This is a genomic window from Pseudomonas sp. S37 (assembly GCF_016658545.1).
In the GTDB taxonomy this organism is placed as follows: Bacteria; Pseudomonadota; Gammaproteobacteria; order Pseudomonadales; family Pseudomonadaceae; genus Aquipseudomonas.
In genome coordinates this window covers 1-24,817 of the sequence record NZ_JACVZC010000103.1, presented here as the reverse complement: position 1 = coordinate 24,817, position 24,817 = coordinate 1, and the positions used below count along the sequence as shown (strand labels likewise).

Genomic DNA, 24,817 nt, shown 5'->3' with positions numbered 1-24,817 from the left:
GAAATCCTGGGGCTGCTGCGCAGCCCATCGCGACGCAAGGCCGCTCCTACAACGACCGCGCAAGGGACTGGAGATACGCTTGGCCCTTAGCGCACAGCCTCGTACGTCAGGTCCAGGCACTTGCGGGCTTTTTCCACCAGCTCGTCGATCTCTTCAATACTGATCACCAGCGGCGGCGCGATGATCATGGTGTCGCCCACCGCGCGCATGATCAGCCCGTTGTCGAAGCAGTGCTGACGACAGATCATGCCCACACCCTTGCCTTCATGGCGGGCGCGGGTGGTCTTGTCTTTTACCAGTTCTATCGCACCGAGCATGCCCAGGCCACGCACTTCGCCTACCAGCGGGTGGTCGGCCAGCTCGCGCAGGCGCTGTTGCAGGTAAGGCGCGGTTTGCTCATGCACCTGCGTGATGATCTGCTCGTCCTTGAGGATACGCAGGTTCTCCAGCCCCACTGCCGCCGCCACCGGGTGGCCGGAATAGGTGAAGCCGTGGTTGAAGTCGCCGCCTTCGCTGATCACCTTGGCCACTTCATCGCGCACGATCACACCGCCCATGGGGATGTAACCAGAGGTCAGGCCCTTGGCGATGGTCATCAGGTCGGGCTTGAGGTCGTAGTAGTCGGTACCGAACCATTCACCGGTGCGGCCAAAACCGCAGATCACTTCGTCGGCCACGAACAGGATGTCGTACTTGGCAAGGATCTCCTTCACCTTCGGCCAGTAGGTCTGCGGCGGTATGATCACCCCGCCGGCACCCTGGATCGGCTCAGCGATAAAGGCCGCGACGTTGTCGACGCCAACTTCGAGGATCTTCTGCTCCAGCTGCTCGGCCGCCCACACACCGAAATCGGCCTCGGTCATGTCGCCGCCCTCACCGAACCAGTAGGGCTGCGGGATGTGCACGATGTCCGGGATCACCCCACCCTGCTGGTGCATGCCGCTCATGCCACCCAGGGCCGCGCCGGCCACGGTGGAGCCGTGGTAACCGTTGATGCGGCCGATGATCACCTTCTTGCTGCTCTGGCCTTTCAACGCCCAGTAATGGCGGACCATGCGCAGCACAGTGTCGTTGCCTTCGGAGCCGGACCCGGTGAAGAACACATGGTTCATGCCTTGCGGGGCAACATCGGCGATGGCCTTGGCCAGTTCCAGCGCAGGCGGGTGCGCCGTCTGGAAGAACAGGTTGTAGTAAGGCAATTGTTTCATCTGCTGGCTGGCCACCTCGGCCAGTTCATCGCGGCCATAGCCGACCGCCACGCACCACAGGCCGGCCATGCCGTCGAGGATCTTGTTGCCTTCGCTGTCCCACAGGTACACGCCCTTGGCCGAGGTGATGATGCGCGGGCCCTTCTCGGCCAGCTGTTTCACATCGCTGAACGGGGCCAGGTGATGGTCGCGGCTCAGTGCTTGCCAGGCCTGGGTTTGCGAATTCTGTTCACTCATTGTCTTCACTCCATCAAGTTGCGCAGCCGTGCTGCGCAGGTAATTTTTGTAATTGGAAAAAAGCCGGCGCTCAGGCGCTGAGCAACAGCTTCTGACGCAGCACCGAGCGCTGCCGGCAAGCCTTGCCAAACGACTGGAAGATGGTCAGGTAATGCGGGTTGTCCATAACCTGGAACTCGGGGTGCCATTGCACGGCCAGGGCAAAGCCCTTGCCGTTCTCGACCGATATCGCCTCCACCAGGCCATCGGGCGCCAGCGCTTCCACCCTCAGACCGGGGGCCAGTACATCGATGCCCTGGCCATGAATGGAATTGACGTCGAAGATCGCCGGCAAACCCATGCGGTCGAGCAGCCCGCCTGGCTCTACATGCATGGTGTGGCGCGGGCCGTACTGTTTCTCGATCGGCTCGCCCTTGCCTTCGCGGTGGTCCATGAATACGCCAGCCTCGTGCACCTTCTGGTAGAGGGTGCCGCCCAGTGCCACGTTCATTTCCTGAAAACCGCGACAAATGCCCAACACCGGTACCCCGGCGGCGATGGCTGCACGCATCAGCGGCAGCGTGGTGGCGTCACGAAGCGGGTCGTGCTGGGTGCCCTCGGCACTGGCCGGGCCGTTGTAGTGGAACGGCTCGATATTGGACGGCGAACCCGTGAAGATCAGCCCGTCCACCACGTCGAGAATATCGGCGCTGTGCATAAGCTCGCCGAGGCTGGGTATCACGATAGGCAGGCCACACACCGCCTTGGCTGCCGCGCGTGCGTACTTCTCGGCGATGGTCTGGGTGGCATGCTGCTCAATCATGCTGGTGCATGCGGTAATGCCAATAACGGGCACACGTGGCATATCTTCCTCCGGCAAATCGGTATTGCGCGTGGTGTTTGAACGTTGGAAAGGCGTTGTTTTTCGAACCGCAGCCGCTACAGGAACCAGCGGTATTCGCGGGCGTCGATGTGGCGCATGAAGTCCAGTTGCTCCTGGTACTTGTTCTCGCAATAGACCAACACGAACTCACTGCCCAGGCCTTCGTTGACCGCCGGGTGGTGGCGCATGGCGGCCAGGGCGCTGAGGGCATCCTTGGGGAAGTCGATGCCGCTCTGGCGGTTTTCATTCAGCGGGGCGATGGGTTCAACGCCGCGGTCCAGGCCGTGCTCCATACCGGTCAGGATGGCTGCCAGCACCAGGTAAGGGTTGGCATCGGCGCCCGCCAGGCGGTGCTCGATACGCAGGTTGCGCGGGTCGGACTCGGGGATGCGAATGCACGCATCGCGGTCTTCGAAACCCCAGCTGGCCTTGCTGGCCGCGTTGACCATGGCGCCGTAACGGCGGTAGGCGTTGTGGTTGGGGGCAAAGATCGGCATGCAGTGCGGCAACAGCTCCAGGCACCCCGCCACCGCATGGCGCAGCTTGCGCTGCTCTGCACCTGCAAGGATGTTGTTGCCATCGGCGTCGTACAGGCTGACATGCACATGCATGCCGCTGCCGGGCGCATCCAGGTACGGCTTGCTCATGAAACTGGCCCGGTAGCCGTGCTTCATCGCGATACCGCGGGTACTGCGGCAGAACAGCGCCGACCAGTCCGCTGCGGCGAGGGCATCGTCGCTGTGCGAGAAGTTGATTTCAAACTGGCCAGGGCCCAGCTCGGCAGTGATGACGTTGGCCGGCACGCCCTGCTCGTTGGCGCCGTCGACCATCTCGTGCAGCACCGATGAGAAGCGCGACAGGCGCTCGATGTGCATGTTCGGCTGATCGTCTTCGTCGCCGGTCGCCGTGTCGCGTGGGTACTGTGGCAGGCCATTGTCCAGCTTGCGGTCGAACAGGTAGAACTCCAGCTCGAACGCCACCACCGGGCGAATGCCGCGCCTGGCCAGGCGTTGCAGCACCCGCGCCAGCACCTCACGGGGCTCGAACTCGATCGGCGCGGCGGTACCGTCGGAGGTGATCAGCATCTGCGCGATCACTTCCTTTTCCCAGCGCACGGGCTTCAGGGTGCCCGGCACCAGGCGCCGTGCGGCATCCGGGTCGCCGTCGGCGAAGCAGTAGTCACCAATCGGGTAAAGACCGCCTTGGGTACCGAGCAGCACGCAGTTCTGTGGCAGCTTCAGAGGCGCGCCGGCGGCGACTTTCTCCAGCATGTCCATGGGGTAGCGCTTGCCATAGAAGTGCCCGGGGATATCCAGCGCAATCAGGTCTACGTAACGTATTGCCGGGTGTTCTGCGCGGAACGCGCGCACTTCAGCCAGCAGATCCGCAAAGATGACACTCATCTTCTTATCCTTGTGAGGTGAACGAATTCAATTGAAGACCCAGAGCACACGGGTGGGCTTTGCCGTCAGGTTGGCGTAGCGGAACTGCGCGTGGGGTTGCAGCTGGAAGCAGTCGTTGGCCTGCAGCGTCACGGCCTCGCCGTGGTCCAGCCATACCGTGAGTTCGCCTTCAAGCACGAAACAGCCCTGCTCGGAACGGTCGCTGAGGTACGCCTCGCCACTGCTGGCGCCCGGCTCGAGATGGCTGTCGAGCATCGAAAAGGCGCCGGCGATGGTGGGCGACGCCAGCACATCGGTAATGCCGGCCTCCAGGTACAGCGTGCGCCGTTCGTGGGGCCGCGTGACCCAGTCGATGCCGCGCGGCTTGCTCAGGTTGTAGAAGTACCCAGTGGAGACGCCGAGCGCTTCGCTGATGGCGGTAAGGTCGGCTACGGTCGGGCGCGACACACCCCGTTCGACCTGGGACAGGAAGCCGACCGAGCGGTTGATGCGCTCGGCCAGTTCACCCAGGGTCAGGTTCTTGAATTTGCGCAGGTCGTGAATAAGGATCGCGAGGGCTTCAACCTCTTCGTGCATCTTCATCGTTTCGGACTGCCGTGAAATTTTTAGAGTTATTTTTCATGAAAAATTACATGAAAAATTTCACGCGTCAAGTCTGATCTTTACTGACCACAGACCGCCTGCCCCCTTCAGCGCCACTGGCCGGTGCGGTAAGAGCAACCATCAGGCAATAGTTAATCTACTGCCATAGAGAAGTTTGGCTGCCTCCCTCGTCGCGCGTACTGCTGCTAACGTTAATGCACTTAAACAATCAGCAGTTCACGTTCCCGGAGGCAGCATGACAGTAGAGAAAGTTGCAATTATCACGGCCGGCGGCAGCGGCATGGGTGCCGCAGCAGCACGGCGCCTGGCAGCTGACGGTTTCAAGGTTGGCATCCTTTCCTCTTCGGGCAAGGGTGAGGCACTGGCGGCCGAACTCGGTGGCATCGGGGTAACCGGCAGCAACCAGTCGGTTGAAGACCTGCAACGCCTGGTCGACGCCGTGGTAGAGAAGTGGGGCCGTATCGACGTGCTGGTCAACAGCGCGGGCCATGGCCCGCGCGCGCCAATTCTGGAGATCAGCGACGAGGACTGGCACAAAGGCATGGACACTTACCTGCTCAATGTCATTCGCCCGACGCGCCTGGTAACGCCTTACATGCAGCGCCAGAAGGGTGGCGTGATCATCAACATTTCCACTGCCTGGGCCTTCGAGCCGAGCGAGCTGTTCCCCACGTCTGCGGTGTTCCGCTCGGGGCTGGCTGCATTCAGCAAGATCTTCGCCGACAATTTCGCTGCCGATAACGTGCGCATCAACAACGTGCTGCCCGGCTGGATCGACAGCCTGCCGGCCACGGAACAACGCCGCGACAGCGTGCCGCTCCAGCGTTATGGCACCAGCGAAGAAATTGCCGCCACCATCGCGTTTCTGGCCAGCGACGGTGCGGCCTACATCACCGGGCAGAATATCAAGGTCGATGGTGGCGTGACGCGTAGCGTGTGATTCACATTGATCTTGAGGGCGACGCCCCCCTTGCGGGAAATTCTGTCTTGCTCAAAATTTGAAAAGCCTGCGCGGTCCTTGTGGGAGCGGCTTCAGCCGCGAACACCGGCACAGCCGGTGCCATGCACCGCGTTGGGTGCTTCGCGGGTGAACCCGCTCCCACAGGGTACACGAAGCGCTTCCCACGGCCCTACTTGCTGGCAATCGACTGATTGGCCAGGCAGCTCTGGCCGTTCAGGTACCGCGACTTTTTCAGCCAGTCCTGCTGCGGATAATAGGCAAACACATAGCTGCCACGTTGCAGTGTCTGAATCAGCTTGCCGGCAATGGCCGGGCGTACGGCAGGGCAACCCTGGCTGCGCCCCAGGCGACCGAGGCCAGGCACCACCTTGGGGTCGGCATATGCAGCGGCGTGCATGACAATCGCTCGCGACATGCTGTTGTCATTGAAGCCCGGCTCCATGCCCTGCAGGCGCAGCGAACGGCCGTGCTTGCCGCTGTAGGTCTGGCCGGTTTCATACAGGCCGATGGAGGACTGGTAGCTGTTGGGGGCATTGGAGAACGCCGTCGGCACATCGGCACCGCTGTTCTTGCCATGGGCAACCCACTCTTCGAACAACAACTTCCTGGCGCGCAGGTCGAACACCCACAGGCGTTTGTCACGCGAGGCCTTGGAGTAATCGATTACCGTCAGCAGCTTGTCCCCGTCGCTATGGCTGGCACAGTCATAGGCGGTGAGCGCCAGGGCCAGAGTCGAAAGGCTGGCATTGGGCGCCAGCTGTTGCAGTTCGGCGGCGCTAGGCAGCGATTGTGCCTGGGCACTGTGCCAGGCACTGAGGAAGAACAGGCCAATAGTGGCCATCGAGAGCCGCACGGCTCCCTGTAATGGTTTGAACATCGACATGGGTTACCCTGTTGAAAACCTGGCTTTTCTAGCCTTGTTTGCAGCCAAAAGCGCCTACTTTGCTTGATTTCTAAAAAATTGCCGATCACTTCTTGACCAATGGCTTAGTTTCTTCGCTGCCTTCGGTACTGATCACCGTGAATTTCCCATCGCTGCGGGTATCGCGGGTAGACGCCCAGTCGGTGATCACCAGCATGGTGCCAACGTCCATCGCCGCACGCAGATGGCGGCGGAATTCGGGGTTGATGTTCAATTGGCCCAATTGCTCATACGGCGTGTCGCCGTACTCCGGGTTGCTCAGGCCCACCACCGACCAGCGCAAGGGCAGTGCCGCATCGAGCGCCAAGGCGGATGGCTTTTGCAACAGCGAATACACCGCCATACCACTGCGGTGCTTGCTGTTTTCCAGCGAGAGTGCCGGCGCCGAACCAATCAACTGGCCATTGCGAAACACGTAGGCGCGCAGGTCGGCGCGGCTGATCAGGATCGACAGCGGCCCTGCGCCCGGGTCCGGGTCGTTCCAGAACTGCTGGTTGTTCAGCACCAGCGGGCCCTGGGCTTTGCCATCGCTGACCGTCGGCGCCAGCACGCCAGGGTGGTAGACCTCCACCGGGGCGCTGTTGGTGTCGGAAACAATCACCGTGGTCGAACTGAAACCGGTGACTTCGTACAGCTTCTTGGCAAAGCCCATCGGCAAACGCACGCAACCATGCGAGGCGGGGTAACCCGGCAGGTGGCCAGCGTGCAGGGCAATGCCGTCCCACGTCAGCCGCTCCATGTATGGCATGGGTGCGCTGTTGTAGAGGCTGGATTTGTGCTCAACCTTTTTCTGCAGAATGCTGAACACCCCGGTCGGGGTTTCACGGCCGGCCTTGCCGCTGCTGACGGTACTGACGCCGATGGCGATGCCATTGCGGTAAACGTAGGCACGTTGCTCGGTGAGGCTGACCACCACGGTGACCGGCCCCACCGGCGATACCTGCGGGTACCAGAGAAACTGGCCAGGCTTGAGGCTTTCAAGCTGGCTTCTGAGTGCTGCCGGGGTGGGCACCTGCAGCGGTGCCGCGTCAGCCAGTGCGACAGCCAGTAACAAACCCAGCCCGAGCGTTACATGCAACATCGAATAGCCCCCTGATGCTCCTGCGGCCAGCTTAGCCGCAACGCGCCCCGCCAGCCAACTGCCCTACCCGCCATCGGCCACCTCACGAGCAGAACAGCGCACCGTTCTGACCCGGGTGGTAACAAACGCGCACACAACATGTGCACAAAATTCCCACCTCATGGCGCTGAACGCTACGCGGCAACTGGCCATCAAGCCCGCAAGCCGTGAATCCCCTGTGCGATACAGAGTGGTACGAATCTTGTTTGTATACAAATCCAAAAATAAAAGTACACAACCATCATGGAGTCCCGATGGCGTCGATTTCGCGTTCCGATGTTAGCCCGCTGGGTGCCCTCCCCACCGACACGACCGAGCCCGGTCCGGTGGCGTTGAGCCCACGTCTGTACAGTGCCGACCTTGCCCCCACCCGTGCGGCCAATCGCACCTGGGGGCGCTACAGCCTGTTCGCGCTGTGGACCAACGATGTGCACAACATGGCCAACTACTCCTTCGCCATCGGCCTGTTTGCTTTGGGCATGAGCGGCGCGCAGATCCTCGCCGCCTTCGCGCTGGGCGCGCTGGTGATCTATGGCCTGATGAACCTGTCCGGCTACATGGGCCAGAAGACCGGCCTGCCCTACCCGGTCATGTGCCGGATCAGCTTCGGCATCCATGGTGCGCAGATCCCGGCACTGATCCGCGCGGTGATCGCCATCGCCTGGTTCGGTATCCAGACCTACCTCGCTTCGGTCGTGCTGCGCGTGCTGCTCATCGCCATCGCGCCGGACCTCAAGGCCTACGACCAGAACTCGATTCTTGGCCTGTCGACCCTGGGCTGGGTTACCTTCCTCGGCATCTGGTGCGTGCAGGTGGCCATCTTTGCCTACGGTATGGAAATGGTGCGCCGTTTCGAATCGCTCGCCGGGCCGATCATTCTGGTGGCCTTCGCCAGCCTGGCGGGCTGGATGTACTGGCGCAGCGGCCTGTCGATCGCCTGGTCCAGCGGTAACGCGCCAAGCGGTTCGGCCATGTGGTTGAAAGTGCTCGGTGCTGCCGCCCTGTGGGTATCGCTGTACGGCACCATGATCCTCAACTTCTGCGACTTCACCCGCAACTGCCCGGACCGCCGCACCATCAGCGTCGGCAATTTCTGGGGCCTGCCGGTAAACATGCTCGGCTTCGCGCTGATTGCGGTGGTGCTGGCCGGTGCGCAGTTCAGCATCGACGGCAAGCTGGTACAGGGCCCGACCGAAATCGTCGCGGCCATCCCGAACACCGCCGGCCTGGTACTGGCCTGCCTGGCCTTCCTGATCGTGACCGTGGCGGTGAACATCATGGCCAACTTCGTCGCCCCGGCCTTTGTACTCACCAACCTGGCGCCGAACCTGCTGAACTTCCGCCGCGCCGGCCTGCTCAGCGCTGCCATCGCGGTAGTGATCCTGCCCTGGCACCTGTACAACAGCCCGTCGGTGATCGTGTACTTCCTCGGCGGCCTGGGCGCCCTGCTCGGCCCGCTGTACGGCATCATCGTCACCGACTACTACCTGGTACGCCGCAGCCGAGTGAACCTGCCGGAGCTGTACAGCGAGAGCAAACAGGCGGCCTATTACTACACCGGCGGGGTCAACCTGCGCGCCGTAGCGGCATTCATCCCGGCTGCATTGATCGCCATCGTGCTGGCGCTGGTGCCGGCGTTCGAGACGCTGTCGCAATTCTCCTGGTTCTTCGGCGCCGGCCTGGGCGCGCTGATCCATTACGCCATCGCCAACCGCAGCGCCCGCTACACCGAGGTTTGCGGTGAGCGAATTGCGGTGGAGAGTGCGCATCACTGACTGAGGGTGGGCAGCGGGCTCAACCAGATTGGGGGCGCTTTGCGCCCCTTCACAGTGAACACTGTTCTCATAAAACTGCACATAACTCATTGAATCAGCAGGGACCTGTGGGAGCGGCTTTAGCCGCGAACACCGGCGCAGCCGGTGCCATGCACCGCGTTGGATTCTTCGCGGCTAAAGCCGCTCCCACAGGGTACGCGGACCGCTTGCGAACACAGTTCTCTGCGCGACAGCGCAGCGCAAAGGGCTGGGCGATCTCCCACAGAAATTGCGCGCTCTCTGGGGTTGGCGCAATACCTGTGGGAGCGGGCGAGCCCGCGAAGGGCTGCAAAGCAGCCCCATCAAGGGCTGCGCTGTAACCCAGCGCGTGGCGTCAGAATGGCCAACGCAGCCGCCACGATGAAAAGCGCCGGCACATCACCCGCCAAGTGCCCCAACTGCCCGGGCTGAGTGACTGCCTGAATGGTCATGACGCCCCCATGCACCACGCTGGACCACACGGTAAACCAGATGAGGCTCAGATTGGCCAATGGATCACGTGCGGCCAGGATCAGGAACACACCTAGCGTGGCATAAATGCCAACGATCATCACCGGGTAGTCCGAGTGACCGACGTGCCACGCCCAGCCGGACGGCCAGAACACCATGAGTGGGTACAGCGCGAGGCACGCGAGGCCCGCCAGAACCAGAGCGAAGCGCAAATACCTGAGGCGATCGCCAGCTGTCATGGGAACTCCCCAACCAGTTGCAGCAGTCAACCAAGCGTAGCTACTGATTACGCCTGGCGCAGCTGCTGGTACGAAGGCCAGCTCTGGAAGTTGTGGCGGCGCTCTTGAAGCGGGTGATGATCCTGTGGGCTCACCCCACAGACCAAAAGAGAGAACACCGCAATACATCACCGTGTTGCACACGGCAATCTGGAAGATGAGGAAGCCAAGAGTTGCGCCCAGAAATGCAACGCTTGCAACAAGCCAAGGCAGGCTCGCTCTCACGTGGTACCTCAACAGCCAGGCAGACACGGTTGTGCCCAGCAACATGCCAGGCATGGAAAACAGGTGCCCAAGTACCAAAAGCCCATCGGTGCGTGCCACGCTGAACATGATGTTCATGTACGCCAATAGGCTCACCTGCGCAGCGGCTGTCGTTCCCGTGAGAAACAGAGCGGGGGCGCGCAAGATCAAACCTGGCAGAAGCGCCAGCACGGGAACGCTCCAGAGATACCAGCTACCGGTATACAAAGGATCGTTACCCATGCTTGCGTAAAGTAGGAACGGGATAGTCAATAAAACAGAACAGGCAAGGTCATCCCGACGGCCAATTGTCATGCTCCGGTCTCGCTCTGCGCCTCCTGCCTGTTGGAACAGCGTAGCTGATGCCAATGCCTTGGCTAAGCGGACGCCCAACTGCAATCTTTGTGAGAGCGGGTTTACCCGCGAACACCGGCGAAGCCGGTGCCATACACCGCGCCGACTTCTTCGTGGGTGAACCCCGATACCAAGGAAGAACATGAACATTCGAGCAACAACCGAAAAGGACTGGATGTTACTGAAGCACGTCAGGCTCGCCGCGCTGCTGGATGCGCCAACCGCCTTTGGCGTCAGTTACGCAACTGCCGCTGGCTACAGTGACGAGCAATGGAAGCAAAGAGCATCTTCGACAGGGACCGAATTCTGGCTGGCGTTCCAGGCAGGCAAACCCGTTGGCATGGTCGGCGCCGCAATCAGTGAATCAAAGCGCTTCAACTTGATCGGGATGTGGGTCGAACCCGCGGCCAGGGGATCTGGTATCGCAAAAAAACTGGTCGATAGCGTCAAGGCTCGATCGTCTGAAAGAGGTTTTGACGGCGTGTATCTGGATGTCGCGCCTGAAAACGCTATCGCCTCGCGCTTTTACTTGAGGCAGGGTTTTGTTTTTCTGGATGAATGGGAGCCATTGGAAAGCCACCCGCATGTCACTGTTCAAGCGATGCTATGGACGATGGGCTGAGCGTTGGGCCTCGCGACGGGCTGCTTTCGCCCCAGAGCTGCCGTTGAGCCCGACCACCATCCATTGTGGGAGCGGGTTTACCCGCGAACACCGGCACAGCCGGTGCCATCCACCGCGACGCCTGCTTCGCGGGTAAACCCGCTCCCACAGAGTGCGCGTCGTGCTCACGGACCCTATTTTTTTCAGTGTCTGCAAGAGGGCGACAGCGGTCACTCACAACCAACTGCTCTCGACACACGCGACCGATGCCTTACGCCCATATCGGGCCATTGCACACTCAGCCAAATGTGAGATCTACGCAGAAATGAGGTATGTTCCCGCCCCCGAAACCGGCTGGCATTCATGGAGGAGCAAATGCGGATCTACATTACAGGTGCATCCTGTGCGGGTGTGACCACGTTGGGGCAAAATCTTGCTGTGCAGCTTGGGCTGCGTCATACGGATGTAGATGATTATTTCTGGATGCCCACAGCTCCTCAGTTCACAACCAAAAGGCCGGTCAGCGAGCGCGTTGCGATGCTGCAGCAAGCACTTGGCCAGGACGATTGGATACTGACCGGCTCCTGTATGGTCTGGGGTGATGCGTTACTGGCGCACGTTGACCTGATCGTGTTCGTTGTAACGCCGACACCTGTACGCCTGGAACGTCTGGCAGCTCGCGAAAAAGCCCGCTTTGGGGATCGCATCGCCCCCGGTGGGGACATGCATGAAATACATGTGGGGTTCAGGGAATGGGCTTCGCAGTATGACAACCCGGACTTCTCTGGACGCAACCGGGCGTGGCACGAGCGGTGGTTATCAGCACAGCAGTCTCCAGTCCTGCAAATTGACGGGACGATCAGCGCTGAAAAAATGACGGCAGAAGTCACCCTGGCCTTGTCGCACCTATCACACTAACGCTCAACCGAGATCTCAGCGGCGCAATGTCCGCGTCGGGTCGGTCAGCGCTTGCGGGCCGAGCTGACCGGCCTTGCCTTCCCTCACATGCAGAGGCTGTTGTGGCCTGCCGAAGAACATTCGAGCGCTGCCAGCAGGCAAACTGACCTTGCGCAGCGCTCGATGAAACGCGACCCCGCCTCTAGTTCGCGGGCAAGAGGATCACGAAGTTCTTTTTCATGTCTTCCAGCACGGTCCATTTGCCCTTCGCGCCCGGTTCGATAATGAACGTGTCACCTGCGGCCAGCGTGGTGGGGGCGCAACCTTCAAGCTCGATGACGCAACGTCCACTCAGGACATGGCAGAACTCCCACACTTTGTAGTCGATGCGCCACGCGCCGGTGCTGGCTTCCCATTCGCCGGAAATGCGGCCTTGCTGTTCATCGTGGTAGTACTTGGACGTCAGCGTATGAGGGGCGCCTTCCACGACCTCTTCAAAAAAAGGAAGGTCGCGCACCGGCTGGATATCCAGTTCGCGGAATACGGTCAGTTTCTTGTTCATGGCGTTTGCTCGAGCACGTTGTGGATTGGGCGATACATCAAATAGGCTTCACCGGTTACGCCCAGCATGGGGTGCGGAACGATCTGGCAGGTTTTAACAATCTGAAAGCCGTGACGTTCGTAGAAGCGGCGTGCACCGTGGTTTTCTGCATAATCGATCAGGCATAACCCCGCCAGGCCAGCGTCCTCGGCGCGCTGCTGGGCGTGGCGAAGAAATTGGACGCCCAGCCCCTGGCTGCGCCAGGCTTCATCCAGGGCCAGGCTGGATATGTACAAGGTGCCGGGTATTTCCATGTCGGAATAAGGTGCGAGGACCGGGTCTGGCTCGACAGGCCTGTCAGGGGACGCGTGCAAGGTATAGCTGTGCATCATGCCAATGACGCGCCCTTCAGCAGTGGCCATCAGGCAGTTCTTGTAGGAGAAGTCGCCCTGCTCCCTGGCATAGCGAGATGCACCGACACTGAGCAATGTTTCGCCAGGTGCGGCAAGCTTGCTCCAGATGTAATCGGCCATGCCCTCCGATGTCAGTTGAAAGAAGCGCGCAATATCGTGCGCATCCGAGGCTTGGGCGGGCCTGAAGTCGATAGGCATGTACGGTGCTCCGATGGGATCGGCTGGTTGGTTTTCGAGGATTACGCCTTTGGCAAGGGTGGCAGGGTAAGCGGATTGAACGGCTCCCACCTTGCTCGGCGCGACTCCGTCAGTACGGGGTGCGACGTGGCCCCTTGCCCGCTGCTAGTTTTACCGGGCGGCTGCGATCATGAGTTTTACCCAGGAAGCGCATATGAACGGGTACGCGCCGTACAGTAGCCGGTGCCAGGCTCCGCGTTGGATTCTTCGCGGGCGCGCCCGCTCCCACAAAGATTGCTGTTCGGCTCAACTTCTGCTTTGGGTCGTTAGCGGTCTTCACGCATGGCGGCTTTCGACCCGTTGCAGCCGTTTAGACCAAGCAGTGGATGCCACGCCTACGCTGCTCACTGATCGGCCCAGCATAGATACTGATGCAACTGCTCTCCAAGCAGCTCGAACGCCTGAGCGATCCTGTTAATTTTGCGCAGGTCGTTGTGCATTGCGATCCACACGTCTACCTCAAAGCCGAAATCGTGTGGCAGCACGTGTATGAGGTCGTGCGATTTTGCTATTTGCGTCGGGCAAAGTCCGAAGCCTAAGCCCGCTTTCAGAGCGGCCAGCTGAGCAAGGTGATGATCAGAGGCGATGGCGAAATGCTGGTCGGCACCGCACAGACCGGCGTCGACAAAACGACGCAAATCCGCTGAGCGTCTGTCCGGCCCGATCAGGGGCCGCTGGCGCAGTGACTGCAGGGAGGCTGGATTGCCGTAGCGCTCCAGGCACCTGGCACTGGCATGGATGCCAATCCGCAAACTGCCGACACGCCGCACCGTGATATCAGCTTCGTTGGGCCGCATCAGCCGCACCGCAATATCCGATTGCAGCCTGGCGATGTCTTCAAGCGCATCGCTTATGCTCAACTCAAGTTTGAGCCCGGCGTGTTCGTAATGGAAAGGGCGCAGCAGGTCAGGCATTACCTCGACGCCAAGCAACTCGCCACAGGTCAGCCGGACTGTACCGTGATCCATCGACGCTTCAGAGCTGGCCATGCGGTTGAAGGTTTGCGCGGCCAGATCCATGGCCTCCACATGTTCGATCAGGCGCTGCGCTCCGGCAGTAGGCGTCAGCCCTTGGGGTGTGCGGGTGAACAGACTCACACCGAGCGCGTGTTCAAGATGGTCGAGGCGCCGGCGTGCAGTGGCCTGGGCGATACCCAGCAACTTCGCCGCGCCGCTCAGGCTGCCAGAGCGCAACACAGCGAGAAATACACGCTGGCTTTCCCATTCAATTCCGCTCATACATTCTTGGCCAACAGTTGCTCCTAAATTGATCTTCTGCCCGAACCCGTGAAAAGCGATCATTCGCCCACATTTTTCCGGGCGTCATTGTAAGGAACCAACGCATGAGAATCACCGGTCAGTGCCGATGTGGGCAAGTCACCCTCGAGATCGTGGCGCAGCAGTTGCCGCCGCTGTATGCCTGCCACTGTTTGAACTGCCAGCGCTGGAGCGGCAGTGCGTTTGGTCTGCACATGTTGAGCGCGGCTTCGGCTGTTCAGGTGGTGGGCGAAACGGCGGTCTTCGAGCATGAACATCAAGGTCAAACGTCCACCCAACATGCCTGCGGTACATGTCATACCCGGCTGTTCAACGAGACCACGGCAGCCCCCGGCATGCGTGTGGTACGCGCCGGCATCCTGGATGGCTCTGAACGTTTCGAGCCAGTTGCGCATATCTGGACACGACGCAAGCAGCCATGGCTGGTGCTGCCGGGGACTATCGCGCAATGGCAGGAGAGCCCGACGCCCGAAGCATTTGCCGCCGCACTAGGGTAAAAAGCTTGCTCCTTCATCAGTGAACGCGTGACTCGCCGCTTGGAAAACTCTCGGAGTTGGCTACTTCCGCTTTGGGTCGAAGCGGTCAGTCGTGAACGGCTGCAATCGACTCAATGGCCTCATCTGATTTGACACTGAATCTCTACGCCTGACTCAGCGTGAAGCAGGTACTCGCGTTTGTTGTTTTCAAAGTTTCATTGGCTGTTTACAATCGCGATCAATTCTTATCTGCATTAATGATCACGAGGAGTCAGGGATGTCGAACGGGCCGCAACCGCCTGCCTCGATTGGCGACGACATTCACAGCCTTTACCGTGATCACAGTCAATGGCTGACGGGATGGATACGCAGACGTCTGGGGGACAACGAGCGTGCAGCCGACCTCACTCACGACACCTTCGTACGTTTGATCAGCGGTGCGCTGACCCGCATTCCTCAAGAGCCCCGGAGTTATCTTGCGACCGTGGCCAAGCGGTTGATGATTGATCAACTCCGTCGCAGACAGTTGGAGCAAACGTATCTGGAGTACCTGGCCAACGAGCCGGCATCACAGGCCTGTTCGCCCGAACATCGTCTGATCGTCCTGGAAACATTGATGCAACTGGACGCAATGCTCGATGGCCTGGGCAGCAAAGTACGGCAAGCATTCTTCTTCGTTCAGCTGGATGGCCTCAGCTACAGAGAGGTCGCTGAGCGCTTGAATGTTTCGGTCAGTTCCGTCACCAAGTACATTGCCAAGGCGACTGAGCGCTGCCTCTTTTTCGAACTGGACTCGGAGGCATGAGTTTATCCGACCGGCACTTGGCCTTGCGCGCCGCCGCACAATGGCATGCCAGATTAGGTGAATCGCCAGAGTGCCCGTTCATACGTCGTCAGCAGGAAGACTGGCTTCGGCTTGACCCTCTGCATCAGTGGGCGTGGTCACGGGTGGAGCGTTTACATTGCCGCTTGCAAAGTGTCCCCGCAGCACTGGCTCGGCAAACGCTGAGCGAAGACGCGAGCACCATGGGGCGGCGCGCGTTGCTGAAAGGGCTCATGCTTGGCTTGGGGACGGCAACCGTCATTGGCGGCGGTTATCTGCACTCGCCGGAGTGGTTTGCAGACCTGCGCACCCGCGTAGGTGAGCGCCGTAGTCTCACCCTTGCCGACGGCACTCGGCTTCATCTCAACACGGCCTCTGCCGCAGACATTCGCTACGACGCCGACAAGCGGCTCATTGTGTTGCACGCGGGGGAAATCCTCGTGGAAACTGCAGCCGATTCCCGCCCTCTGCATGTGCGCAGTTCGCACGGTGACATGCGAGCCTTGGGTACCCGTTTCAATGTCCGCCTTTTCAGCGACCGCACTCGGCTCACTGTACTGGAGCATGCAGTGGCTGTGCGTAACGATCGCTTCAGCCAGGCAACCATCGTCCAGGCGGGTATGCGCCTGGACTTTGACAGCAGGCATCTGCCCTCGCCACAGTCCGCTGACTTGAGTGAAAGCGAATGGAGCAATGGCCTTCTGGTAGTGGACGGCTGGCGACTTGACCGCACTTTGCGTGAACTGGAGCGCTATCGGACAGGTTTCATACGCTGCAGCGATGCGGTGGCCGGAGTGCGCGTTTCCGGTGTATTCCCCCTGGCTGATATCGAGCGCACGTTGCTCGTCATCGGCCAGGCGCTGAAGCTGAAAATGGAAACACGCACCCGCTACTGGGTTCGCTTCTCGTAGAGCCTGAAAAAAGTTGCGATGCCATTGTCGATTTTTAAATCTCGTCCGTGCTTCCCCTTCAAACAGCCTGCCAATGGCACTTGAAGGAGCAGACATGCCACGCCTCACCCCAATCGCTAAAACCACACCACGCACATTGCCCAGGCTTTTATTGGGTGCAGCAGTCGTAATCCAGGCCGGCTTTATCCAGCCGCTCACCGACACGACCAGCCAGGCCTGGGCAGAACAAGCGCTTCAGGCTTACCGGATTGCTCCAGGCCCACTTGGCGCGGCATTGAACCAGTTTGCACGGGATGCAGGGGTCGTCCTGTCGTTCGAAACCGCATTGACCGAGGGTCGTCACACCTCCGGCCTGCAAGGCCGCTTCAGCGTGGACCAGGGCTTCGCAGTGCTGCTCCAAGGCACCGGGCTGGAAGCGCTCAGGACTGGAGACAACTACCTGTTGACGGAGAAAACCGCAGGCAGTACTGCGTTGCAACTGGGCGCCACCAACGTCAATGCCAACGGCCTGGGTGATGCCACGGAAGGCACCGGCTCCTACACCACGGGAGCTACCCGGACCGCAACCAAACTGCCGCTGTCGATCCGCGAAACACCACAGTCGGTCAGTGTGATGACCAGCCAGCGAATTCGTGATCAGGACCTGGTGAGCCTGGAGGATGTGCTAACCCAGGCGCCTGGCGTGCTCTACAAGAAAAAGAGCAATGCATCGGACGATGAAGTCGGCATCTTCTCGCGCGGCATGAAGGTCGAAACGTTCCAGGTCGACGGCATTCCCACGGTATTCGAGCCCTCCATGAGCAGCCAGTCGAACGACATGGCGGTTTACGATCGGGTCGAGATCGTGCGCGGCTCCACCGGCCTGCTCAGCGGAACTGGCCAACCTTCAGCCACCATCAACATGGTGCGCAAGCGGCCAACACGCGAGTTCGCCGCCTCGGTCCAGGGCAGTGTCGGCTCTTGGGACAATTACCGCACCGAGGTCGACGTTTCAGGCCCGCTGGTGGAAAACGGTACCGTGCGTGGGCGCCTGGTCGGTGCCTACCAGACCGCCAACTCCTTCACCGACCGCCTCAGCACCGAGCGGCAGGTGGCCTACGGCATCATCGAGGCGGACCTGAGCGAGCGCGATACCGTGAGCTTCGGTATCGACTACCAGGTGCGCAATTGTGACGCCTGCGGGTACTTCGGCTTCCCGGCGTTCTACAGCAATGGCCAACGCACCGACTTCAAGCGCTCGTTCAACTCCGCCGCGGACTGGAGCCATGCCGACCGCCAGCGCACCTCGATATTCAGCACCTACGAGCACCGCTTCGACAATAACTGGCTAGCCAAGGTCGCGGTCACCAATGTGCGTGACGACAATGATATCGAGTACGGCTGGTTCAGCAGCTTCGGCTACCCCAACCAACAGACCGGCGCCGGTACCGGGCTGTTCATGGCAAAGTGGCCGAGCAAGCCCGAGCAGAACTCGCTGGACGCCTATATCACCGGCCCCTTCGATTTGCTGGGGCGCGAGCACGAATTGGTGGTCGGGGTCAGTGCCATGCGCTACCGCAGCAACACCGGAGCCTATCCGCTTTGGTATGACCGTAGCGGGAGCGGCTGGGATCCATCAATCCCAGACGTTTTCGAATGGCGTGGCGATATCGACAAACCGCCACTCGACCGCCAGGGCGACGTAGAGTACAGCCAGCGCCAATACGCCGCCTACAGCACTGTGCGCCTGAAACCCACCGATGATTTGTCGGTAATCCTCGGTACGCGCCTGAGCTACTTCAAGCTGGATCAGTCGGTGACCTACTACGGTGACCCCATCGACTATGCGCCGGGTGATGGCAAGAAACGGGAAAACGGCGAGCTTACGCCCTACGCCGGCATCGTCTATGACCTGAACGAGCATCACTCGATCTACGCCAGCTACACCAGCATCTTCAAGCCACAATCGAGCAAGACCGTGCAAGGTACCTTCATGGATCCTACCGAGGGCGACAGCTATGAAGTCGGTGCGAAAGGTGAGTATTACGACGGCAGGCTTAACCTGACTGCCGCTCTGTTCGAATCCAAACTCAGTAATTACCCTGTTGACTCAGGCCTCACCGACCCCAACTCGTTCGCCACCTTGGTGAAGCCGGCGGATGTGAAGATCAAAGGGCTTGAGTTGGAAGTGGCGGGGGAAGTGCTGCCGGGCTGGCAGATGCAGGCGTCTTACAGCCACGTCAATACGTATTACCCTGAAGGAGTCGACGTCAATGTCGGCTTCCCGAAGAACGCTTTCAAGCTGTTCACCACCTATGACCTGACCGGTGACCTCAATCGCTTGACCCTTGGCGGCGGTATTCGCTGGGAAAGCGCAACCAGTTACGGCAACACCGAAGTGATTCCCGGCACCACCCTGGAAGCCAGTCAAGGCAGCTATGCCTTGGTTGACCTGTTGGCACGCTACCGGTTCGACGACCACTTCACCGGTACTGTCAATGTCAACAATCTGTTCGACAGGAAGTATTACGCCAGTACCAGTGTTTACAGTGACCTATATGGGGAGCCACGCAGCGTGACCGCCACGTTGCGTTGGGAATATTGAAAGGAGAACTGAGCCTGCTTTCCAACAAGCCTTTCAATCGGGTTGCAGCTAATAGGCTGATGGCTTTGTAGGCTCGACAACCACACCGCCCCTTCCAGGGCGGTCTCTGACTGGTGTGACGCTGGGGTTGAATTGTAGCCTCTGGTGAATGTCCGCAATGGGTCGAAAACGGTCATTCGCGACCGGCAGCTGTCGACCCAAAGCAGCCCTGGAATGCCCAGTGATTGCTTCGGCGCTTCTCAATGATCATCATCCGGGTTCGACAAGGAGAAGTCTCTATGCCCAAACCCGTGCTGCATCTCATCTCAGGGAAGATTGCATCCGGTAAGTCAACGTTAGCAAAAAGCCTGGCAGCTGAAGGATCGACGGTTTTGCTGAGTGAGGATCATTGGCTCTCACGGCTCTACCCCGAACAGATCAAGTCAGTCACCGATTATGTGCGTCTGGCACGCCAGATTAGGGAGGTAGTGGGCCCGCTCGTCGTCGATACTCTGAAGGCTGGAGTGACTGTGGTTCTGGATTTTCCGGCAAATACACCTCACGATCGGCAATGGCTGCGAGGTTTGGCTGACAGCGCTGGGGTTTCACATTGCGTCCATTACATCGATGTAGACGATGATACCTGCAGAGACAGGTTGCATCTTCGCAACCAACGCGGCGAGCATGAGTTTGCGGCGACGGACGCGGAATTCGATCTGATCACAAGCTACTTTCAAGCGCCACATGAGGATGAAGGGCTGCAGATTGAAATTCACAGACATTGACGGTAGACGGTAAGCACACCGCAAGGAAGCACCCGTGAAAGAGGCCTACCAAGGAAGCTGCCTGTGCGCAGCGGTCAGTTACCTGCTGCTCACCCCGCCCAAGGCCGTGAGCCATTGCCACTGCAGCCAGTGCCGCAAAAGCCATGGCGCCGCGTTTGCCTCGTATGGCAGCGTACCGCGCAACAGCCTGCGCATACTGCGCGGCGCCAGCAACATCAAGGCTTATGCCTCTTCGCCAACGGTCATGCGCGAGTTCTGCACAGAATGCGGCTCGAGCCTGTTCTGGTCACGCTCGCAAGGCGAGTTTGCCGACTGGGTGTCCATAGCGCTGGGCACGCTGGACACCCCCTTCTTGCCCAGGAAGCAGAAACATCTGCACCTCGAGTGCGCTGCACCCTGGCACGCCCCCAGCGCCCCCACGCTTACACCTGGCTGACATTGCAAAGCACTTTGATATCCCTATAATTGCGAGCAATTCTTATCCGCACTTTATAATCAGGAAGATCCAGGTGCCCTACCCGCAGCCGCCCGCATCCTCCCGGCAGGATGACATGCATGCCCTGTATCGCGACCACAGCCAATGGCTGCAGGGCTGGATTCGCCGACGCCTGGGCAATGCTGACCGGGCGGCCGACATTACCCAGGACACCTTCCTGCGCCTGATCAGCAGCGCGCTGCGCCAGCCATTGGCCGAGCCGCGCAGCTTTCTGGCCACCGTGGCGCGGCGGGTGATGATCGACCAACTGCGCCGGCAAAAGCTGGAGCAAGCCTACCTGGAGTTTCTCGCCCACCAGCCGCTGCTTGAAGAATGCTCCCCCGAGCAGCGCCTGCTGATGCTGGAAACCCTGATGCAGCTGAACGCCATGCTCGACGGCCTGGGCCAGAAGGTGCGTGACACCTTCCTGTACGTGCAACTCGATGGCCTGACCTACCCGCAGGTCGCACAGCGCCTGGGCGTGTCGGTCAGTTCGGTGACCAAGTACATGGCCAAGGCCACCGAACGTTGCCTGCTGTTCGCCTTCGATGCGCAGCTGTGAACCCTGCTGACCAGCGCCAGGCCCTGCGTGAAGCGGCACAATGGCACGCTCGCTTTCTCGCTGCACCTGGCTGCGTGCAACTCCAGGCGCAGTGGCAAGCCTGGCTGGAACAGGCACCCGTGCACGGTTGGGCGTGGGCGCGCCTGCAGCAGTTGCAGGCAGGCCTTGCCGGCGTACCCGGCCCACTGGCACGGCACACCCTTGCCGCAGGGCAGATCGAGGCGGGTCGGCGCACCGTGCTCAAGTCGCTTGTGCTCGGCCTGGGGGTTGCCGGGGTCGCCTTCACAGGCTACCGCAACGCCCCGATCTGGTTGGCCGATGTGCGCACCACCACCGGCGAACGCCGCAACCTGACCCTGCAGGACGGCACGCGGCTCACGCTCAACACTGCCTCGGTCGTTGATATCCGCTATAGCGCCGGGCAGCGCATGATCGTGCTGCTAGACGGTGAAATCGCCGTGCATACCGCTGCCGACCCACGCCCCCTGCTCGTGCGCACCGTGCATGGCGACATGCGCGCCCTGGGCACGGATTTCACCGTGCGCCTGCATGCCGACCGCACCGAGCTGACCGTGGTCGAGCACGCCGTGGCGGTGCACAACGCAGCAAGCGCCGATGCCGTGCGGGTCGACGCCGGCATGAGCCTGGTGTTCGACAACGGGCCATTGCCCACGCCCCGCCCCGCCGACCTGGCGCGCACCGCGTGGCGCGATGGCCAACTGGTGCTCGACGGCTGGCCGCTGCGCCGCGCCCTGACTGAACTGCAACGCTACCGCCCGGGCGTGCTTAGCTGCAGTGACGATGTGGCGGGGCTGCGCCTGGCGGGGGTGTACCCACTGGACGATACCGACCGCGCCCTGCAAGCGATCGCCGAAGCGCTGCAGCTGAAGCTCAGCCGCTATACCCGTTACTGGGTCAGGCTCATGCCGGCCACCTGAAGCTCCAGTGAAAAAATTTTCAGCCGCGTTGTCGGATTGGCCACCCTCGTTCGAGCTCTCCTGCAAACCGCCGAAAAAGGCATTTGAAGGAGCTCCCATGCCTAGCACCACAACCTGCCCCTACCCGCGCCGAAAATCGCTCACGCCGCTGCTGCTGGGTGGCGCCATCGCCCTGCACGCGGGGCTGCTGGCGCCACTGCTGCTGCCAACAGCCCAAGCCCATGCCGAGCAGGCCAGCCGCGTCTACGACATTGCCCCCGGCCCGCTGGTAACCACCCTGAACCGCTTCGCCCGTGAGGCCGGGGTGCTGCTGTCGTTCGATGCAGCACTGACCCAGGGCCGACAGAGCAGCGGCCTGAACGGCCGCTTCAGTGTCGACCAGGGCTTTGCCCAACTGCTGGCTGGTAGCGGCCTGCAGGCCCTGCTGGTAGGCAACAACTATGTGCTGGTGAACCAGGGCGAAACCGGTTCGGCGCTGCAATTGGGCGCCACCACCATCACCGGCGCAGGCCTGGGCCAGACCACCGAGGGCAGCGGCTCGTACACCACCGGTGAGACCGCTGCCGCCACACGCCTGAACCTGAGCCTGCGCAAGACCCCGCAGTCGATCAGCGTGGTCACCCGCCAGCAGATGGACGACCAGAACCTGCAAAGCGTTTCCGAAGTGCTGAAGCAAACGCCCGGCATCACGGTCAACCAGGAAAGCTCCGAAGCCTTCACCTTCTATTCGCGCGGCTTCAAGCTGGACAACTACCAGTTCGATGGCGTGCCCAGCCTGTCCTCCGACGGCGGCTCGCTGCGCGACAACTACAGCATCGGCAACAGCCTGGTGTATGACCGTGTCGAAGTGCTCAAAGGCGCGACCGGCCTGGTCAATGGTGCCGGCAACCCTTCGGGCGTCATCAACCTGGTGCGCAAGCGCCCCACTGCCGAGCTGCAAGGCCGCATCGGGGCCGGTGCCGGCTCCTGGGACAAGTACCAGGCCGACTTCGACCTTGCCGGCCCATTGACCGACAGCGGCAACGTCCGGGGCCGCATGGTCGCGGGCACGCAAACCCAGCACAGCTATGTCGACTACCTGACCGGTGAACAGAACACCTTCTATGGCGTGCTGGAAGCCGACCTCAGCGAAAGCACCCTGTTTACCGTCGGCTACGACGTGCAGAAAAACTACGACAACGGCAGCACCACCGGCGCCCTCCCCGCCTTCTTCCTGGACGGCCGTACCGTCAAGTTCGACCGTGACACCAACGCCGCCGACCGCTGGACCTGGCGCAACCAGCAAACCCAGCGCGCCTTTGCCGAGCTGGCCCATACCTTCGACAACGACTGGGTGCTCAAGGGTGTGGTCAGCAGCCGTGACTACCGCTCACGCGAACTGATATCGGGTATCAGCAGTGAAGCCATCCAGGCCGACGGCAGCATTTCCCATGGTTTTATCGGCGGCAACATCGACCCCGAAACCGGCGCCGTGAACAACGCCGGCACGGCGAGCAAGTTCAACACCACCAGCAAGGAAAAAGGCCTGGACCTGTATGCCCGCGGCCCGTTCGCGCTGGGTGGGCGCATGCATGAAGCCGTGTTCGGCTACAGCATTGCCCGCACCGAATCCACCTCCAAGCGCGATGACGGCGTGACCAATGGCGTCATCGACGATGTGTTCCAGTGGGACGGCTACGGTGACACTCCGACCAACTTCGAATGGTGGTCGACTTTCGATATCGAGGCACGGCAGAAGGTTGGCTTCGCGGCGACCATCCTCAAGCCCACCGATGCACTGGCCGTTATCCTGGGGGCACGGATCGTCGACTACAAATGGGACATCGACACCATCAACGCCATCGGCCGCCGACTGCCGGCCAGCGCCACCAACTCCAGCGAAATCGTGCCTTATGCCGGCGTCACCTATGACCTGGACCCGCACCACACCCTGTACGCCAGCTACACCGACGTGTTCAAACCGCAGGCCTACAGCCTCGGCGCAGACGGCAAGCCGATCGACCCGCTCACCGGTGCCAGCTATGAAATCGGGGTCAAGGGCGCCTATCTGGAAAACCGCCTGAACGCCAGCCTGGCGTTGTTCGAGCTGAAACAGGACAACTTTGCCGTACTCACCGGCGGCACCACACCGAGTGGCGGCAGCGCCTACCGCGCGGCGCAAGGTGTGACCACACGCGGCGTCGAGCTGGAGCTGAACGGCGAAGTGTTGAAAGACCTGCAAGTGATGGCGGGCTACACCTTTTCCGAGTCGCATGACGCGGATGACCGGCGCGTCGCGACCAACCAGCCACAACACATGCTGAAGCTGGCGAGCAACTACCGCCTGCAGGGCGACTGGCGCAAGTTCACCGTGGGCGGCAATGTCTACTGGCAAAGCTCGACCTTCTTCAAGCCGAGCGACGAAGACTGGTACGCCATCGACGACCCCACGGCCAAGTTCGAGCAGAAGTCCTACACCCTGGTGGGGCTGGTCGGCGGCTACGACTTCACCCGCAACCTGAAGGCGACGGTCAACGTCAACAACCTGTTCGACAAGCACTACTACAGCGGCATCGGCAATTACGGCACGGTGTTCTGGGGCGCGCCGCGTAACTTGATGGTGAATGTGAAGTACAACTTCTAGTTGCTGCAGGGTACGCAGCCCCAAGCAACTACGCGGACAGTTGTAGGAGCGGCCTTGCGTCGCGAAAGGGGCGCATAGCGGCCCCAGGATCTCAGCAACCCTGCAAGGTTGTCGGGGCTGCTTTGCAGCCCTTTCGCGACAAAAGGCCCCACAGGTTTAGCGCGAGTCATAAGCCGACGCAGTCCTGTGGGAGCGGGTTCACCCGCGAAGAATCCAACACAGTGCATGGCACCGGCTGCG

At 60.9% G+C, this 24,817-nt stretch carries 23 protein-coding genes; 13 read left to right on the top strand and 10 right to left on the bottom strand.

Annotation, left to right across the window (positions count from 1 at the left end):
* Positions 1–86: 86 nt before the first annotated feature.
* The 4 genes from IAE39_RS23215 to IAE39_RS23200 all read right to left on the bottom strand — a co-directional run bounded on the left by IAE39_RS23215 (position 87) and on the right by IAE39_RS23200 (position 4,292).
* On the bottom strand, positions 87–1,445 hold the full coding sequence (locus IAE39_RS23215; RefSeq protein ID WP_201206867.1) for an aspartate aminotransferase family protein: 1,359 nt from the start codon (positions 1,443–1,445) through the stop codon (positions 87–89).
* 70 nt (positions 1,446–1,515) lie between these two features.
* On the bottom strand, positions 1,516–2,289 hold the full coding sequence (locus IAE39_RS23210; protein ID WP_201206866.1) for a gamma-glutamyl-gamma-aminobutyrate hydrolase family protein: 774 nt from the start codon (positions 2,287–2,289) through the stop codon (positions 1,516–1,518).
* A 74-nt stretch (positions 2,290–2,363) separates the two neighbouring features.
* A complete protein-coding gene (locus tag IAE39_RS23205) occupies positions 2,364–3,710 on the bottom strand; it encodes a glutamine synthetase family protein (protein WP_201206865.1) in 1,347 nt (448 codons plus the stop codon).
* Positions 3,711–3,737: 27 nt separating this feature from the next.
* Positions 3,738–4,292, bottom strand: a complete 555-nt coding sequence (locus tag IAE39_RS23200) for a helix-turn-helix domain-containing protein (protein WP_201206864.1) — start codon at positions 4,290–4,292, stop codon at positions 3,738–3,740.
* Positions 4,293–4,548: 256 nt separating this feature from the next.
* Between IAE39_RS23200 and IAE39_RS23195 the strand changes: the two genes are divergently transcribed.
* On the top strand, positions 4,549–5,253 hold the full coding sequence (locus IAE39_RS23195; RefSeq protein WP_201206863.1) for an SDR family oxidoreductase: 705 nt from the start codon (positions 4,549–4,551) through the stop codon (positions 5,251–5,253).
* 190 nt (positions 5,254–5,443) lie between these two features.
* On the opposite strand, the gene IAE39_RS23190 is transcribed toward IAE39_RS23195, so the two are convergent.
* Both IAE39_RS23190 and IAE39_RS23185 read right to left on the bottom strand, forming a co-directional pair.
* Positions 5,444–6,157 carry a murein L,D-transpeptidase catalytic domain family protein gene (locus IAE39_RS23190; RefSeq protein WP_201206862.1) on the bottom strand — a complete coding sequence of 238 codons (714 nt, stop codon included), beginning with the start codon at positions 6,155–6,157 and terminating at the stop codon, positions 5,444–5,446.
* Between the two features lie 85 nt (positions 6,158–6,242).
* A complete protein-coding gene (locus IAE39_RS23185; protein WP_201206861.1) occupies positions 6,243–7,277 on the bottom strand; it encodes a L,D-transpeptidase in 1,035 nt (344 codons plus the stop codon).
* A 293-nt stretch (positions 7,278–7,570) separates the two neighbouring features.
* Between IAE39_RS23185 and IAE39_RS23180 the strand changes: the two genes are divergently transcribed.
* On the top strand, positions 7,571–9,091 hold the full coding sequence (locus IAE39_RS23180; RefSeq protein WP_201206860.1) for an NCS1 family nucleobase:cation symporter-1: 1,521 nt from the start codon (positions 7,571–7,573) through the stop codon (positions 9,089–9,091).
* 341 nt (positions 9,092–9,432) lie between these two features.
* On the opposite strand, the gene IAE39_RS23175 is transcribed toward IAE39_RS23180, so the two are convergent.
* Positions 9,433–9,819, bottom strand: a complete 387-nt coding sequence (locus IAE39_RS23175) for a DUF6632 domain-containing protein (protein ID WP_201206868.1) — start codon at positions 9,817–9,819, stop codon at positions 9,433–9,435.
* 778 nt (positions 9,820–10,597) lie between these two features.
* Between IAE39_RS23175 and IAE39_RS23170 the strand changes: the two genes are divergently transcribed.
* The gene (locus IAE39_RS23170; protein ID WP_201206859.1) at positions 10,598–11,077 is read left to right on the top strand and encodes a GNAT family N-acetyltransferase; all 480 of its coding nucleotides are present in this window, start codon (positions 10,598–10,600) and stop codon (positions 11,075–11,077) included.
* Positions 11,078–11,431: 354 nt separating this feature from the next.
* Positions 11,432–11,974 carry an adenylate kinase gene (locus IAE39_RS23165; RefSeq protein WP_201206858.1) on the top strand — a complete coding sequence of 181 codons (543 nt, stop codon included), beginning with the start codon at positions 11,432–11,434 and terminating at the stop codon, positions 11,972–11,974.
* A 181-nt stretch (positions 11,975–12,155) separates the two neighbouring features.
* Here the strand turns inward: IAE39_RS23165 and IAE39_RS23160 are convergent, their stop codons facing one another.
* The 3 genes from IAE39_RS23160 to IAE39_RS23150 all read right to left on the bottom strand — a co-directional run bounded on the left by IAE39_RS23160 (position 12,156) and on the right by IAE39_RS23150 (position 14,445).
* A complete protein-coding gene (locus IAE39_RS23160) occupies positions 12,156–12,515 on the bottom strand; it encodes a cupin domain-containing protein (protein WP_028698715.1) in 360 nt (119 codons plus the stop codon).
* Positions 12,512–13,105 carry a GNAT family N-acetyltransferase gene (locus tag IAE39_RS23155; RefSeq protein ID WP_201206857.1) on the bottom strand — a complete coding sequence of 198 codons (594 nt, stop codon included), beginning with the start codon at positions 13,103–13,105 and terminating at the stop codon, positions 12,512–12,514. Before IAE39_RS23155 ends, IAE39_RS23160 begins: the two co-directional genes overlap by 4 nt.
* Before the next feature lie 383 nt (positions 13,106–13,488).
* Positions 13,489–14,445, bottom strand: coding sequence for a LysR family transcriptional regulator (locus IAE39_RS23150; RefSeq protein ID WP_201206856.1), 957 nt, complete (start codon positions 14,443–14,445; stop codon positions 13,489–13,491).
* Positions 14,446–14,486: 41 nt separating this feature from the next.
* Here IAE39_RS23150 and IAE39_RS23145 point away from each other — a divergent pair, with 41 nt between their 5' ends.
* The 9 genes from IAE39_RS23145 to IAE39_RS23105 all read left to right on the top strand — a co-directional run bounded on the left by IAE39_RS23145 (position 14,487) and on the right by IAE39_RS23105 (position 24,577).
* Positions 14,487–14,918 (top strand): GFA family protein, encoded by a 432-nt coding sequence (locus IAE39_RS23145; RefSeq protein ID WP_201206855.1) that lies wholly within the window; start codon positions 14,487–14,489, stop codon positions 14,916–14,918.
* A 256-nt stretch (positions 14,919–15,174) separates the two neighbouring features.
* Positions 15,175–15,702, top strand: coding sequence for a sigma-70 family RNA polymerase sigma factor (locus IAE39_RS23140; protein ID WP_201206854.1), 528 nt, complete (start codon positions 15,175–15,177; stop codon positions 15,700–15,702).
* A complete protein-coding gene (locus IAE39_RS23135) occupies positions 15,699–16,631 on the top strand; it encodes a FecR domain-containing protein (protein ID WP_201206853.1) in 933 nt (310 codons plus the stop codon). The genes IAE39_RS23140 and IAE39_RS23135 overlap by 4 nt, the downstream gene beginning before the upstream one ends.
* A gap of 94 nt (positions 16,632–16,725) precedes the next feature.
* Complete coding sequence (locus tag IAE39_RS23130) at positions 16,726–19,215, top strand: TonB-dependent siderophore receptor (protein ID WP_201206852.1); 2,490 nt, start codon at positions 16,726–16,728, stop codon at positions 19,213–19,215.
* A 278-nt stretch (positions 19,216–19,493) separates the two neighbouring features.
* Positions 19,494–19,979, top strand: coding sequence for an AAA family ATPase (locus tag IAE39_RS23125; protein WP_201206851.1), 486 nt, complete (start codon positions 19,494–19,496; stop codon positions 19,977–19,979).
* A gap of 34 nt (positions 19,980–20,013) precedes the next feature.
* Positions 20,014–20,415 carry a GFA family protein gene (locus tag IAE39_RS23120; RefSeq protein ID WP_201206850.1) on the top strand — a complete coding sequence of 134 codons (402 nt, stop codon included), beginning with the start codon at positions 20,014–20,016 and terminating at the stop codon, positions 20,413–20,415.
* Positions 20,416–20,530: 115 nt separating this feature from the next.
* Positions 20,531–21,016 carry a sigma-70 family RNA polymerase sigma factor gene (locus IAE39_RS23115; protein WP_201206849.1) on the top strand — a complete coding sequence of 162 codons (486 nt, stop codon included), beginning with the start codon at positions 20,531–20,533 and terminating at the stop codon, positions 21,014–21,016.
* Positions 21,013–21,954, top strand: a complete 942-nt coding sequence (locus tag IAE39_RS23110; RefSeq protein WP_201206848.1) for a FecR domain-containing protein — start codon at positions 21,013–21,015, stop codon at positions 21,952–21,954. Before IAE39_RS23115 ends, IAE39_RS23110 begins: the two co-directional genes overlap by 4 nt.
* Positions 21,955–22,051: 97 nt before the next feature.
* Complete coding sequence (locus IAE39_RS23105) at positions 22,052–24,577, top strand: TonB-dependent siderophore receptor (protein WP_201206847.1); 2,526 nt, start codon at positions 22,052–22,054, stop codon at positions 24,575–24,577.
* Positions 24,578–24,817: the final 240 nt, after the last annotated feature.

Excerpts from the sequence above, each read along its gene's own strand:
- IAE39_RS23210 (WP_201206866.1), bottom strand. The coding sequence starts at position 2,289 with ATGCCACGTGTGCCCGTTATTGGCATTACCGCATGCACCAGCATGATT.
- IAE39_RS23170 (WP_201206859.1), top strand. The coding sequence starts at position 10,598 with ATGAACATTCGAGCAACAACCGAAAAGGACTGGATGTTACTGAAGCAC.
- IAE39_RS23195 (WP_201206863.1), top strand. The coding sequence starts at position 4,549 with ATGACAGTAGAGAAAGTTGCAATTATCACGGCCGGCGGCAGCGGCATG.
- IAE39_RS23150 (WP_201206856.1), bottom strand. The coding sequence starts at position 14,445 with ATGATCGCTTTTCACGGGTTCGGGCAGAAGATCAATTTAGGAGCAACT.
- IAE39_RS23175 (WP_201206868.1), bottom strand. The coding sequence starts at position 9,819 with ATGACAGCTGGCGATCGCCTCAGGTATTTGCGCTTCGCTCTGGTTCTG.
- IAE39_RS23140 (WP_201206854.1), top strand. The coding sequence starts at position 15,175 with ATGTCGAACGGGCCGCAACCGCCTGCCTCGATTGGCGACGACATTCAC.
- IAE39_RS23205 (WP_201206865.1), bottom strand. The coding sequence starts at position 3,710 with ATGAGTGTCATCTTTGCGGATCTGCTGGCTGAAGTGCGCGCGTTCCGC.
- IAE39_RS23160 (WP_028698715.1), bottom strand. The coding sequence starts at position 12,515 with ATGAACAAGAAACTGACCGTATTCCGCGAACTGGATATCCAGCCGGTG.
- IAE39_RS23180 (WP_201206860.1), top strand. The coding sequence starts at position 7,571 with ATGGCGTCGATTTCGCGTTCCGATGTTAGCCCGCTGGGTGCCCTCCCC.
- IAE39_RS23190 (WP_201206862.1), bottom strand. The coding sequence starts at position 6,157 with ATGTCGATGTTCAAACCATTACAGGGAGCCGTGCGGCTCTCGATGGCC.
- IAE39_RS23135 (WP_201206853.1), top strand. The coding sequence starts at position 15,699 with ATGAGTTTATCCGACCGGCACTTGGCCTTGCGCGCCGCCGCACAATGG.
- IAE39_RS23105 (WP_201206847.1), top strand. The coding sequence starts at position 22,052 with ATGCCTAGCACCACAACCTGCCCCTACCCGCGCCGAAAATCGCTCACG.
- IAE39_RS23215 (WP_201206867.1), bottom strand. The coding sequence starts at position 1,445 with ATGAGTGAACAGAATTCGCAAACCCAGGCCTGGCAAGCACTGAGCCGC.
- IAE39_RS23185 (WP_201206861.1), bottom strand. The coding sequence starts at position 7,277 with ATGTTGCATGTAACGCTCGGGCTGGGTTTGTTACTGGCTGTCGCACTG.
- IAE39_RS23130 (WP_201206852.1), top strand. The coding sequence starts at position 16,726 with ATGCCACGCCTCACCCCAATCGCTAAAACCACACCACGCACATTGCCC.
- IAE39_RS23115 (WP_201206849.1), top strand. The coding sequence starts at position 20,531 with ATGCATGCCCTGTATCGCGACCACAGCCAATGGCTGCAGGGCTGGATT.
- IAE39_RS23125 (WP_201206851.1), top strand. The coding sequence starts at position 19,494 with ATGCCCAAACCCGTGCTGCATCTCATCTCAGGGAAGATTGCATCCGGT.
- IAE39_RS23155 (WP_201206857.1), bottom strand. The coding sequence starts at position 13,105 with ATGCCTATCGACTTCAGGCCCGCCCAAGCCTCGGATGCGCACGATATT.
- IAE39_RS23200 (WP_201206864.1), bottom strand. The coding sequence starts at position 4,292 with ATGAAGATGCACGAAGAGGTTGAAGCCCTCGCGATCCTTATTCACGAC.
- IAE39_RS23145 (WP_201206855.1), top strand. The coding sequence starts at position 14,487 with ATGAGAATCACCGGTCAGTGCCGATGTGGGCAAGTCACCCTCGAGATC.
- IAE39_RS23165 (WP_201206858.1), top strand. The coding sequence starts at position 11,432 with ATGCGGATCTACATTACAGGTGCATCCTGTGCGGGTGTGACCACGTTG.